The organism is Bradyrhizobium sp. BR14999, from assembly GCF_056106085.1.
In genome coordinates this window covers 8,185,917-8,197,846 of sequence record NZ_CM148536.1, presented here as the reverse complement: position 1 = coordinate 8,197,846, position 11,930 = coordinate 8,185,917, and the positions used below count along the sequence as shown (strand labels likewise).

11 protein-coding genes and 1 tRNA gene are annotated in these 11,930 nt (G+C 65.3%); 8 read left to right on the top strand and 4 right to left on the bottom strand.

The annotated features are described in order from the left end of the window. Nucleotides 1-112: 112 nt before the first annotated feature. A complete protein-coding gene (locus tag ACR9YP_RS38165) occupies nucleotides 113-952 on the top strand; it encodes a universal stress protein (RefSeq protein ID WP_370986153.1) in 840 nt (279 codons plus the stop codon). A 220-nt stretch (nucleotides 953-1,172) separates the two neighbouring features. Here ACR9YP_RS38165 and ACR9YP_RS38160 read toward each other — a convergent pair. The 3 genes from ACR9YP_RS38160 to ACR9YP_RS38150 all read right to left on the bottom strand — a co-directional run bounded on the left by ACR9YP_RS38160 (nucleotide 1,173) and on the right by ACR9YP_RS38150 (nucleotide 3,427). Then, nucleotides 1,173-1,247: transfer RNA gene (locus ACR9YP_RS38160), tRNA-Val, on the bottom strand. A gap of 157 nt (nucleotides 1,248-1,404) precedes the next feature. After that, on the bottom strand, nucleotides 1,405-2,703 hold the full coding sequence (locus ACR9YP_RS38155) for a hypothetical protein (RefSeq protein WP_474218514.1): 1,299 nt from the start codon (nucleotides 2,701-2,703) through the stop codon (nucleotides 1,405-1,407). 118 nt (nucleotides 2,704-2,821) lie between these two features. Then, nucleotides 2,822-3,427, bottom strand: coding sequence for a DUF1134 domain-containing protein (locus tag ACR9YP_RS38150; RefSeq protein ID WP_091893924.1), 606 nt, complete (start codon nucleotides 3,425-3,427; stop codon nucleotides 2,822-2,824). Between the two features lie 139 nt (nucleotides 3,428-3,566). On the opposite strand from ACR9YP_RS38150, the gene ACR9YP_RS38145 reads away from it, so the two are divergent. Beyond that, nucleotides 3,567-4,061 carry a YHS domain-containing (seleno)protein gene (locus ACR9YP_RS38145; protein ID WP_474218513.1) on the top strand — a complete coding sequence of 165 codons (495 nt, stop codon included), beginning with the start codon at nucleotides 3,567-3,569 and terminating at the stop codon, nucleotides 4,059-4,061. Here the strand turns inward: ACR9YP_RS38145 and cysQ are convergent. Then, nucleotides 4,055-4,879, bottom strand: coding sequence for a 3'(2'),5'-bisphosphate nucleotidase CysQ (cysQ, locus tag ACR9YP_RS38140; protein WP_438111003.1), 825 nt, complete (start codon nucleotides 4,877-4,879; stop codon nucleotides 4,055-4,057). The two genes, ACR9YP_RS38145 and cysQ, sit on opposite strands and share 7 nt — an antisense overlap. 206 nt (nucleotides 4,880-5,085) lie before the next feature. Here cysQ and chpT point away from each other — a divergent pair, with 206 nt between their 5' ends. The 6 genes from chpT (at nucleotide 5,086) to ACR9YP_RS38110 (ending at nucleotide 11,846) form a co-directional block, all read left to right on the top strand. Further along, nucleotides 5,086-5,739 carry a histidine phosphotransferase ChpT gene (gene chpT / locus ACR9YP_RS38135; protein WP_164935214.1) on the top strand — a complete coding sequence of 218 codons (654 nt, stop codon included), beginning with the start codon at nucleotides 5,086-5,088 and terminating at the stop codon, nucleotides 5,737-5,739. 197 nt (nucleotides 5,740-5,936) lie between these two features. Beyond that, entirely contained in the window at nucleotides 5,937-8,723 is a 2,787-nt protein-coding gene (locus ACR9YP_RS38130) for a hybrid sensor histidine kinase/response regulator (protein ID WP_474218512.1), read from the top strand. Nucleotides 8,724-8,800: 77 nt separating this feature from the next. Further along, a complete protein-coding gene (locus ACR9YP_RS38125) occupies nucleotides 8,801-9,271 on the top strand; it encodes a chemotaxis protein CheW (protein WP_474218511.1) in 471 nt (156 codons plus the stop codon). A 71-nt stretch (nucleotides 9,272-9,342) separates the two neighbouring features. Beyond that, nucleotides 9,343-9,708 (top strand): response regulator, encoded by a 366-nt coding sequence (locus ACR9YP_RS38120; protein WP_007600538.1) that lies wholly within the window; start codon nucleotides 9,343-9,345, stop codon nucleotides 9,706-9,708. 75 nt (nucleotides 9,709-9,783) lie between these two features. Next, entirely contained in the window at nucleotides 9,784-10,977 is a 1,194-nt protein-coding gene (locus tag ACR9YP_RS38115) for a protein-glutamate methylesterase/protein-glutamine glutaminase (RefSeq protein WP_474218510.1), read from the top strand. Then, on the top strand, nucleotides 10,974-11,846 hold the full coding sequence (locus ACR9YP_RS38110) for a CheR family methyltransferase (RefSeq protein WP_474218509.1): 873 nt from the start codon (nucleotides 10,974-10,976) through the stop codon (nucleotides 11,844-11,846). The genes ACR9YP_RS38115 and ACR9YP_RS38110 overlap by 4 nt, the downstream gene beginning before the upstream one ends. The last annotated feature ends 84 nt before the right edge of the window (nucleotides 11,847-11,930 follow it).

The window sequence follows — 11,930 nt, the reverse complement described above, 5'->3', positions numbered from 1 at the left end:
TCGTCGTCGATGACAAACCGGAACGGCTCGCAAGGTGTAATCTCCTAGGCGCCGTCCCAAGTGAAATTAGGCATCCTGCGTCAATGTTCACCGAAAACACCGGGGGTTCAAAATGAAGACGCTCTTGGTCCCGCTTCGAAATATTTCGATGATGACATCCACGCTCGATGTCGTCGTAGGCCTCGCGCAACGTTCCGGCGCCTATATCGAAGGCTTTCCACTCCGCTTCGGCATGCCTCAATATGTAGCCGCGGAATTGGCCACCGGCGTCCTTTTAGATTCGTATCAAGTTAAGACCGAAGCCGAATTGAACGACATGCGCAACTTTTTCGAAGCATTCATGTTGAAGCACGATATTCCTCGAGCCACTGCGGGATCGCGTGGACCATGCTTCGGCTGGCTGGAGACCGCGCCGGAGGGCGAAGACGTTGTCGGAAGTTATGGGCGCGCTTTCGATCTGATCGTGATGGCACGGTCTGACATTGATGCTCCGAGCCCTCACCGTCGCGCGATTGAATCCGCGCTGTTTGAGAGCGGCAGGCCCGTCCTACTGACGCCATCGAATGCACCAAGAAGTATCGCGACAAATATCATGATCCACTGGAATGGTAGTACCGAGCAAGCTCGGGCAAACGCATTTGCCATGCCGTTGCTCCGTGTGGCCGAAAGGGTATCGGTCCTAACCGTCATTGGCGGCCAGGGGGTACCAGGACCATCTGCCGATCGGATCGTCGAGCAATTGCGGTACAATGACATTGCAGCCCATGTGACGAGGGTTGGACTGGAGAATCGCGAGACCGGAGAGGCGGTCCTCGATGCCGCCAGGGCTCAAGGCTGCGATCTCCTGATCAAGGGAGCCTTCACCCGCACCAGGTTGCGGCAAATGATATTCGGCGGGGCGACCAGCTATATCATGGAGCATGCGGATCTGCCTGTCCTGATGGCTCATTAGAGCCTCACGCAGGCCTCTCTCCGGATCATGCCATCCTGCCCGTGTTTTGCCCGACGCGTCAACTGAAATTCGGAAAATTCGTAACCCATTGTTTCCGCTCGCGTCCGCTACTGTGCATGGGGTTGTTTTTCCATTTTTTTGATGAGACGGGTCCGGACAGCCGCGAGTGGGCCGTCAGGCGGCCGCGATCGCTCGAAACTGGGTGGTTCAGGAAGAAAAATGGTGGGCGCACAAGGGATCGAACCTTGGACCTCTCCCGTGTGAAGGGAACGCTCTCCCGCTGAGCTATGCGCCCGGGACCATCATGCAGGCGGCCGGACTTTCGGCCGGCCGGCAGATCGGAGCCCGCGATTTAGAAGTGCGGGCCCAAGGTGTCAAGTTTCCAGGCGCCGTGGGGCCGGAAAACCTGCCGCAAGCCAGGCAATTCGCTGGTGGGGCGGGTTTTGGCCCGATTACGCGCCCTGTTGGCGGGCGCGGGAGGCGTGGGCCTGGAGCGCGCGGATGCGCTCGGCGAGCGTTCCGCCGCCCTCGGGCAGGGTGCTACCGGCCGCGCCGTTGCTCGCGGCGTCGTTGGCCGGGCGCGGCGCCGGCTTCGGCGGCTGGCCCGCTTCGGCCGCGAGCAGCGCCTCGATCGGCGAGTTCGGGCCTTCGAGCTGCATCGCGAGCTTGGCGACCTCGGCGGCGATGTCGTTGATGCGCTCGCGCAGCAGCGCGTTCTCCATCCGCTCGGTCGCCCAGGAGCTCTCCGCCTGCTGCTGGATCGCGTTGATGTCGCGCTGGAGCTTTGCGCGCTCGTCGCGCGCGGTACGGAGTTGCTCTTCCAGCGCGGTCTTCTCCGCGCGCAGCGCTTCGAACGCGGCCGACGACTTGCCGCCGCTCAAGGCGGCGATCTCGACGCGGAGCTCCTTGACGGTGCGTTCGGCACTTTCATTGGCCTGGCGGAGCTGGTTGTTCTCGTAGTCGCGTTCGGCGAGCAGCTTGCCCTGCGTGGCGAGACGTCCCTCGAGGTCGGCGACGCGGCCCGACAGCATCTCGGCCTCCTTCACCTGCACGATGAGCTGGCGATCGAGCTCGGTGACGCGCTGGCTCAAATTCTCGACGCGGCCGCGCGCCTCGCCGAGTTCGCGCGAGGCGGTCTCGGATTCGGTGCGCTCGTGCGCAAGGCGCGCTTGCGTCGCGGCAAACTCCTTCTCGGCATCGCCGACGCGGTTCTTCAATTCCTCGATCTGCGCGCGCACGGCGACGAGCTCGACCTGGCGGCTCTCCGCCATGATCGAACGGTCGGACAGTTCAGAGTTGATCTTGGCGAGCTCGGCCTGCTTGTCGCTCAGCGCCAGCTCGGCGGCGTGCAGCGCCTCGGTCTTGGCGTTGAACTCCTCCTCGGTGGCGCGGAGCTGCTCCTTCACCGCTTTCTCGCGCGCCTCGAGTGCGAAGATCGTGGCGTTCTTCTCGCCCAGTTCGATCTTCATGCGGTTGATGGCGTCGCTCTTCTTGCCGAGCTCGGCGAGCTGGCTCGTGGTCTTGTTCTTGAGCTGCTCGACGCTCATCTCCAGCCGCCGCGCCGACATGGCGAATTCGGCGCGGAGCTGGTCCTTGTCGGCCTGGATCTCGGCCATCGACAGCGGGGTGGCGGCCTCGAGCCGGCGCGTGGTCAGGCGCACCGCGCGGTTATGCACCAGCGGCACGAGGGCAAGCCCGCACAGCATCGAGAGCAGGAAACCGATCGCCAGGTACATGATCGGTTCGACCATGGGCCAAAACTCCCAGAGCTAAGGAAAAATTTACCAACGACAATGCCATGGCGGGCCGGCAAAAAGCCAGCCCCGCTCTGTCGTTAACCTTGATCCGTACCCAGCTGGGAGAGGAGACCTAGAACGGGTTCCAGGTCGCACGCGGCGTGTATTTGAGATAGCCGATATTGGCGCCCAGCCGCAGGCCGAGGCCGGAGCGAATCGGCACCAGCACGATGTTGTTGGCGGTGAGCGCCGTCATGCCGAAGCCGCCGATGATATAGGCCGAGCCGTCGAGGCCGGCGAAGCGCTGGTAGATCGCGTTGGTGGCGGGCAGGTTATAGACCAGCGTCATGGTGCGGGCGCCGTCGCCGCCCCAGTCGAAGCCGAGCGAGGGGCCCTGCCAATAGACGCGCAGGTCGCCGGCGTTCTTGGTGTAGAGCGTGCCTTCACCGTAGCGCAGGCCGGCGACGAAGGCGCCGGAACCTTCCTCACCCAGGATATAGCCGTTGGGCAGACCCCATTGGCTGACCGCCTTCTCGATGATCGAGGCGAGTCCGCGCGAGACGTTGCCGAAGAAGCGATGACCGGCGGTCACCAGCTCGTCCGGCCCATAGGTGTTGGGCGTCGGGGAGCGCTGTGGCGGCGGCAGGTTGGGCGGCGGCGCCTGCTGGGCGGAGGCCGGCACGATCCAGCCGACCATCGCGGCGAGCGCGAGCGCAGCAAGGCGTGATGCGAAAGTCATAAAAGAACCCCTGGTATCGAAACCGATCGCTTCCTTAACCTGACGCCAACAGGCACGGTTCTAGGTTGCGCCGGATGTCCCCTCGACTCGGATGTTATCCGCAGCAACTATGACGGCACAACGGCAGGAAGATAGCCCTTTGCGCCCCGGAATTGCCTTGATCGGCCGCCGCGTTTGCCTCGTCTGCCTGCTGGCGGGCATTTGGATCATCTGCGCAGGGTTGCCGGCAAGGGCTGCCACCACCGAGCGGATCGTCGTCAACCGGTTCAGCGGCGTTGCCATCGAGGGCTTCGATCCCGTCGCCTATTTCGTCGATGGCGCGGCCGTGCGAGGGAAGGCGCAGTTCGAGGCGAATCTCTGGGGCGCAGTCTGGCGCTTCCGCAACGAGGGCAACCGGGCCTCCTTCCTGTCCCATCCCGAGATCTACGGGCCGCAATTCGGCGGCTATGATCCGGCCGATATCGCCCGCGGCGTCGTCATCGCCGGCAATCCTCGCTTCTTCGCGCTCGTGGCGCAGCGGCTCTATCTGTTCAGCCGGGAAGCCAATCGCGACGCCTTCGCCGCCGACCCGGAGCGTTTCCTCTATGAGGTCGGCAAGCGCTGGCCGGCGCTCCAGGACCAGCTCGGTCAGTAGCGGTCGACCGCCTGCGGGTCGCCCCAGGCGACGAACTCCGGGATGATGAAACCGCTGTCGCTGCGCTGGCCGAAGCGGAGCTCGCCGCCCTGGCCGTCGGTCACCCTGCCGCCGGCCGCGGTCACGACCGCAGAGCCGGCCCCGACGTCCCATTCCGAGGTCGGTCCGAAGCGGGGATAGATGTCGGCGCTGCCTTCCGCGATCCGGCCGAATTTCACGGCCGAGCCGACCGTCCGTCTGACGGCATTGGGCCTGCCATCGATGAACGCCTCGCTCTTGGGATCGCCGTGCGAGCGGCTCACCGCCGCGATCCAGGGCTCGCCCGGCGCCGGCAGCTTGCGGGTATGGATCGGCTCGGCCGCGCCGATGGTTGCGCCGTCAAAGCTCACGCGCTCGGCGCCGCGGCCGACGACGCCGCGCCAGAGCAGCCCGAGCGCGGGCGCAGAGACGATGCCGAGCAGCGGCACGCCTTCAGTCACCAGGGCGAGGTTGACGGTGAACTCGTCGCGGCCGGCGACGAACTCCTTGGTGCCGTCGAGCGGATCGATCAGGAAGAAGCTCTCGCGAAACGGCGGCGAGGCGAGCTGGCTCCGCTCTTCCGACAGCGTCGGCACGTCGGCCGCAAGCTGCGCCAGGCCCTCGGCGATGATGCGGTCGGCGGCAAGGTCCGCCTCGGTCACCGGTGAGCCGTCCTGCTTGCCGTCCACCCGCATCGCCGTGCGGTTGACGGCAAGGATCGCTTCGCCCGCCTTCACCACCAGCGCGGTGAGCGGCTCCATCAGGCCGGTTGCGACCGCGGCGTCGATGATCCTTTTCACCTGGATGCCTCATTCATCGGCAATTTCGTTCCTCCTCGACTGATTCGCCCGGATTGATTCGATTGGGGGCTTATGGCCGCCTCGAAGTGATCGCAAGCTAGCTGCCGCGGGCTTGCGAATGTTAGAACCCGCAGCATCCGTCAAGCATGCGTGATTCGCGGCGTCCAGCGCCGTGCAATTCCAGGAACCCTCCAGGACCCCATTATATGTCTGACGCCTCGTCGCCCGCGACCGTTACTGCTCCCGATATGCTCGAACTCGCTGCGCTCTTGTGCTCGCGGGTCTGCCACGATCTCATCAGCCCCGTCGGCGCCATCGTCAATGGGCTCGAAGTGCTCGACGACGATCCCAAGCCCGAGGACCGCGAGTTCGCGCTCGACCTCATCCGCAAGAGTGCCAAGACGGCCTCGGCCCGGCTCCAGTTCTGCCGTCTTGCCTTCGGCGCTGCCGGCTCCTCGGGCGCGCAGATCGATCTCGGTGATGCCCAGACCATGGCGCGCGGCCACATCGAGGATGGCAAGTGCTCGATCACCTGGAATCTGCCGCGGCTCCTGCTGCCGAAGAATCGCGTCAAGCTGCTGCTCAACATGCTGGTGGTTGCCCAGCACACGATCCCGCGCGGCGGCATGCTGACGATCGATCCGATCGGCGAGGGCGAGACGATGAGCTTCCGCATCACCGCGACCGGACACAATGCGCGCCTGCCGCAGAACATCTCCGAGCTCCTGAGCGGCGAGCGCGGACCTGCCGCGGATGCGCATGCGATCCAGCCTTATTATACCAGGCTGTTGGCGCAGGCCTGCGGACTCACCGTGAGGCTCGCACCGGAAGGCGAAGCCATCACCGTTACCGCTTCGTAAACGCGCCCTTCGCTCTCGAAGTCTTAATCCAATCTTTACGAGGCGCTTCGACTTGTCCGGAGCGCCTTATCTCTTTGTTGGTTCCGTTCTTTTGCACTTACTCAACCAATATTAAACGCTTTGCGGTGAAGCTGGCCCCATTCCGAAATGGCGCATCACGCCTCGTGCGCGCCCTTCCTGTATGAAGGCCTGTTTTCATGGATGATCTGTTGCGGGAGTTTTTGACGGAGACCAGCGAGAGCCTGGACACCGTCGACAATCAGCTGGTGAAGTTCGAGCAGGAGCCGAACAACGCCAAGATCCTGGATAACATCTTCCGCCTGGTCCACACCATCAAGGGCACCTGCGGCTTCCTCGGCCTGCCGCGGCTGGAAGCGCTGGCGCATGCCGGCGAGACGCTGATGGGCAAATTCCGCGACGGCATGCCGGTGACCGGGCAGGCGGTGACGGTGATCCTGTCCTCGATCGACCGCATCAAGGAGATTTTGGCTGGCCTGGAGGCGACCGAAGCCGAGCCGGAGGGCAACGACCGCGACCTCATCGACAAGCTGGAGGCAATGGTCGAGCAGGGCATGGCCGCGATGGCGGCTGGCGCAGCTGCGGTCGCCGACGCGCCGCCGCTGGCGCCGGAAGCCCCGGCTGCCGCTGCGCCCACCAAGGCGATGACCACGGGCACGCTGATCGCACAGACGCTGGAGCGCCCGTTGCGTCCCGGCGAAGTCTCGCTCGACGAGCTCGAGCGCGCCTTCCGCGAGACCGCGATCGAAGCGCCGGTGCCTGCTGCGCCCGTTGCCAAGGCTGAAGCCAAGGCCGAGCCCGCGCCGGTGGTTGAAGCCCCGGCGCCTGCCGCGAAGCAAGCCGCCAAGCAAAAGCCCGCGCCGAAGAAGTCGATGGCCGACGAAAGTGCCGGCGAAGGCGACCGCATCGCCAACCAGTCGATCCGCGTCAACGTGGACACGCTGGAGCATCTGATGACCATGGTCTCCGAGCTGGTGCTGACCCGCAACCAGCTGTTGGAGATCTCCCGCCGCAACGAGGACACCGAGTTCAAGGTGCCGCTGCAGCGGCTGTCCAATGTCACCGCCGAGCTGCAGGAGGGCGTCATGAAGACGCGCATGCAGCCGATCGGCAATGCCTGGCAGAAGCTGCCCCGCATCGTCCGCGATCTCTCCTCCGAACTCGGCAAGCAGATCGAGCTGGAGATGCACGGCGCCGACACCGAGCTCGACCGCCAGGTGCTCGACCTGATCAAGGACCCGCTCACCCACATGGTGCGCAACTCCGCCGATCATGGCCTGGAGACCCCCGCCGAGCGCTTAGCGGCCGGCAAGGGCGAGCAGGGCACCATTCGGCTGTCCGCCTATCACGAGGGCGGCCACATCATCATCTGCATCGCCGACAACGGCCGCGGCCTCAACACCGAGAAGATCAAGGCCAAGGCGATCTCCTCAGGGTTGGTCACCGAGGCTGAGCTCGAGAAGATGAGCGAGGCCCAGATCCACAAGTTCATCTTCGCGCCGGGCTTCTCCACCGCGGCCGCCATCACCTCGGTCTCCGGCCGCGGCGTCGGCATGGACGTGGTCCGCACCAATATCGACCAGATCGGCGGCACCATCGACATCAAGAGCGTGGCCGGCGAGGGAAGCTCGGTCACCATCAAGATCCCGCTGACCCTCGCGATCGTCTCGGCCCTGATCGTCGAAGCCGCCGGCGACCGCTTTGCCATCCCGCAGCTCTCGGTGGTCGAGCTGGTGCGCGCCCGCGCCAACAGCGAGCACCGCATCGAGCGCATCAAGGACACCGCGGTGCTGCGCCTGCGCAACAAGCTGCTGCCGCTGATCCATCTGAAGAAGCTCTTGAAGATCGACGACGGCGCCGCGTCCGATCCCGAGAACGGTTTTATCGTGGTGACCCAGGTCGGCAGCCAGACCTTTGGCATCGTCGTCGACGGCGTGTTCCACACCGAGGAGATCGTGGTCAAGCCGATGTCGACCAAGCTGCGTCACATCGACATGTTCTCCGGCAACACCATCTTGGGCGATGGCGCCGTCATCATGATCATCGACCCCAACGGCATTGCCAAGGCGCTCGGCGCCGCCGGCTCCTCGGCCCATGACATGGCCGACGAGAATGCAGGCCATCACATCGGCAGCGGCGAGCAGACCACCTCGCTGCTGGTGTTCCGCGCCGGCTCGTCCCAGCCCAAGGCGGTCCCGCTCGGGCTCGTCACCCGCCTCGAGGAGCTGCCGGCCGACAAGATCGAGTTCAGTAACGGCCGCTACATGGTGCAGTACCGCGAGCAGCTGATGCCGCTGGTCGCGATGGAGGGCGTCACCATCGCGAGCCAGGGCGCCCAGCCGATCCTGGTGTTCGCCGATGACGGCCGCTCCATGGGCCTCGTCGTCGACGAGATCATCGACATCGTCGAGGAGCGGCTCAACATCGAGGTCGGCGGCTCCGGTTCGGGCATTCTGGGCTCGGCCGTGATCAAGGGCCAGGCCACCGAGGTGATCGACGTCGGTCACTTCCTGCCGATGGCGTTCGCCGACTGGTTCACCCGCAAGGAGATGAAGCCGTCGCTGCACTCGCAGTCGGTGCTCTTGGTCGACGACAGCGCCTTCTTCCGCAACATGCTGGCGCCGGTGCTGAAAGCGGCCGGCTACCGCGTCCGCACCGCGCCGACCGCGCAGGAGGGCCTGGCTGCGCTGCGCGCGCAGAGCTTCGACGTGGTCCTGACCGACATCGAGATGCCCGACATGAACGGGTTCGAGTTCGCCGAACTGATCCGCTCCGACAACAATCTGGGGTCGATGCCGATCATCGGCCTCTCCGCGCTGGTGTCGCCGGCGGCGATCGAGCGCGGCCGTCAGGCCGGCTTCCACGACTATGTCGCCAAGTTCGACCGTCCCGGTCTGATCGCGGCGCTGAAGGAGCAGACCGCGGGCGCCGCCGGCGCCTCCGAGCTGAGCCGGGCAGCGGCTTAAAGCATGATCCGGAAAAGTGTGAAGCGGTTTTCCGACAAGATCATGCTCAAACAAGCGCAGGGATCAGGAGACAAGCGATGAGCCGCAAGACCCAGTCCAGCGAAGGCGCCATGGTCGAATACGTCACCGCGATGATCGGCGGCCAGCTGTTCGGCCTGCCGATCTCCCGCGTCCAGGACGTGTTCATGCCCGAGCGCGTCACCCGCGTGCCGCTGTCCTCGCGCGAGATCGCCGGCGTCCTGAACCTGCGCGGCCGCATCGTCACCGTGGTCGACATGCGCGCCCGGCTCGGCCTGCCCAAGGCCGAAGACGGCAAGGTGCCGATGGCGGTCGGCGTCGACCTGCGCGGTGAATCCTATGGCCTCTTGATCGACCAGATCGGCGAGGTGCTGCGCCTGCCCGAGGACGGCAAGGAGGAAAACCCCGTCAACCTCGATCCGCGCATGGCCAAGCTCGCCGGCGGCGTCCACCGCCTCGACGGCCAGCTCATGGTCGTCCTCGACGTCGATCGCGTCCTCGAGCTCGCGCCCGAGATGATGGCGGCCTGATACGGCGGCATTGCCATCATCGGGCCCGCAACTGGAAGTGCCCCGGCAAAGGGGAGGAAGCAGAGGTTCACATGCGAACTTGTCTCGTCGTTGATGATTCCAGCGTCATCCGCAAGGTTGCGCGCCGGATACTGGAGGGCCTCGACTTCCAGATCCTCGAAGCCGAAGACGGTGAGAAGGCGCTGGAGGCCTGCAAGCGTGGCTTGCCCGACGCGGTGCTGCTCGACTGGAACATGCCCGTCATGGATGGCTACGAGTTCCTCGGCCATCTCAGGCGCATGCCCGGCGGCGACCAGCCCAAGGTGGTGTTCTGCACCACCGAGAACGACGTCGCCCACATCGCGCGCGCGCTGCACGCCGGCGCCAACGAGTACATCATGAAGCCCTTCGACAAGGACATCGTGACGGCGAAATTCCAGGAAGTCGGCCTTATCTGAGCGATCGCCCGGAGGCTGAACGGATCCTTCGGCGCTTGTTTTCAACTGAACCGTTTCAGTCTGAGTTGGTGAGTAATGAGTACTGCGTTCGCAGGTAGTTCGACCACGGGTTCGTCGCGCGACGCGGGGCCGCTGCGGGTGATGATCGTCGACGACTCCATCGTCATCCGCGGTCTGATCTCGCGCTGGATCGGCGCGGAGCACGACATGGAGGTCGCGGCTTCGCTGCGCACCGGGCTCGAGGCGGTCAACCAGATCGAACGCATCAATCCCGATGTCGCCGTGCTCGACATCGAAATGCCCGAGCTCGACGGCCTCTCGGCGCTGCCGCAACTGCTGGCGAAGAAGCGCGATCTCGTCATCATCATGGCCTCGACGCTGACTCGCCGTAACGCGGAGATCAGCTTCAAGGCGCTGTCGCTTGGTGCGGCCGACTACATTCCGAAGCCGGAGTCGACGCGCGAGGCCTCCGCCGCGGACACCTTCCACCACGATTTGATCCAGAAGATCCGTCACCTCGGCGCGCGGCTGCGCCGGAAGCCCGCGGTTGCGAGCCCGCCGCTGGCGCCCGCGAGCCCGGCTCCGGCCATGCGTGCACCGGCCGTCGCGCGATCCGCCGCGCCTGCGCCGGCCCCGGCCACGCCGTCGTCGGGCGCGCTGGCGATGCGCCCGTTCTCGACGCAGACGCCGAAGGTGTTGCTGATCGGCTCCTCGACCGGCGGTCCCCAGGCGCTGATGGCACTCGTCACCGAGCTCGGCCCGGTGATCGACCGCGTCCCGGTGCTGATCACCCAGCACATGCCGCCGACCTTCACCACCATTCTTGCCGAACATCTGGCGCGCTCAAGCCGCAAGCCGGCGGCCGAGGCGATCGACGGCGAGCCGGTGAAGCCGGGACGGATTTATCTGGCGCCCGGCGGCAAGCACATGCGCGTCGTGCGCAGCGGGGCCGACACCGTGATCGCGCTCGACGACGGCCCCGCCGTCAATTTCTGCAAGCCTGCGGTCGATCCGCTCTTCACCTCCGCCATCGACATCTGGCACGGCGGCATCCTCTCCGTGATCCTGACGGGCATGGGCTCCGACGGCATGCGCGGCGGCAAGGACATCGTCGCTGCCGGTGGCAGTGTCATCGCGCAGGACGAAGCTTCCAGCGTGGTCTGGGGCATGCCGGGCGCGGCCGCCAATGCCGGCATCTGCGCGGCGATCCTGCCGCTCAACCAGATCGGCGCCAAGGTCAATCGCCTGTTCGCGGGAGACCGCTCGTGACGCCGGTCGACTACGACTATTTGCGCAAGTTTCTGAAAGAGCGCTCCGGTCTCGACCTGTCCGCCGACAAGCAATATCTGGTCGAGAGCCGGCTGCTGCCGCTCGCCCGCAAGGCGAGCCTATCTGGCATTCCCGATCTCGTGCTGAAGATCAGGAACGGCGATGGCCGGCTCGCGACCGACGTGGTCGAAGCGATGACAACCAACGAGACCTTCTTCTACCGCGACAAGATCCCGTTCGATCATCTGCGCAATACCATCCTGCCCGGCCTGATCCAGGCGCGCGCGGCGCGCAAATCGCTGCGCATCTGGTCGGCGGCGTCGTCGACGGGGCAGGAGCCCTATTCGATCGCGATGTGCGTGAAGGAGATGGGCGCGGTCTTTGCCGGCTGGCGCATCGAGATCGTCGCCACCGATCTGTCGCAGGAGGTGCTGGAGAAATCCAAGGCCGGCATCTACAGCCAGTTCGAGGTGCAGCGCGGCCTGCCGATCCAGCACCTGATGAAGTACTTCACGCAAGTCGGCGAAGTCTGGCAGCTCAATGCCGACATTCGCGCGATGGTGCAGTTCCGCCAGCTCAATCTGTTGCAGGACTTCTCCCATCTCGGCACGTTCGACGTGATCTTCTGCCGCAACGTGCTGATCTATTTCGACCAGGACACCAAGGCGGTGATCTTCGAGCGGATGGCGAAGGGACTGGAAGCCGACGGCACGCTGCTGCTTGGCGCGGCCGAATCCGTCGTCGGCATCACCGACGCGTTCCGCCCCATCACTGAGCGCCGCGGTCTCTACCAGCTCAACCCCACGCGCTCCGGCCGCCCCATGGGCGGGCTGATGCCGCAGCCGCTGAAGATCGCCGCGGCGCGGTGAGGTGCTTCTTCCCTCTCCCCTTGTGGGAGAGGGTGGCTTCGCAATAGCGAAGCCGGGTGAGGGGTTCTCTCCGCAAGCGAATCT

Excerpts from the sequence above, each read along its gene's own strand:
- ACR9YP_RS38165 (WP_370986153.1), top strand. The coding sequence starts at position 113 with ATGAAGACGCTCTTGGTCCCGCTTCGAAATATTTCGATGATGACATCC.
- ACR9YP_RS38155 (WP_474218514.1), bottom strand. The coding sequence starts at position 2,703 with ATGGTCGAACCGATCATGTACCTGGCGATCGGTTTCCTGCTCTCGATG.
- ACR9YP_RS38150 (WP_091893924.1), bottom strand. The coding sequence starts at position 3,427 with ATGACTTTCGCATCACGCCTTGCTGCGCTCGCGCTCGCCGCGATGGTC.
- chpT (WP_164935214.1), top strand. The coding sequence starts at position 5,086 with ATGTCTGACGCCTCGTCGCCCGCGACCGTTACTGCTCCCGATATGCTC.
- ACR9YP_RS38130 (WP_474218512.1), top strand. The coding sequence starts at position 5,937 with ATGGATGATCTGTTGCGGGAGTTTTTGACGGAGACCAGCGAGAGCCTG.
- ACR9YP_RS38125 (WP_474218511.1), top strand. The coding sequence starts at position 8,801 with ATGAGCCGCAAGACCCAGTCCAGCGAAGGCGCCATGGTCGAATACGTC.
- ACR9YP_RS38120 (WP_007600538.1), top strand. The coding sequence starts at position 9,343 with ATGCGAACTTGTCTCGTCGTTGATGATTCCAGCGTCATCCGCAAGGTT.
- ACR9YP_RS38115 (WP_474218510.1), top strand. The coding sequence starts at position 9,784 with ATGAGTACTGCGTTCGCAGGTAGTTCGACCACGGGTTCGTCGCGCGAC.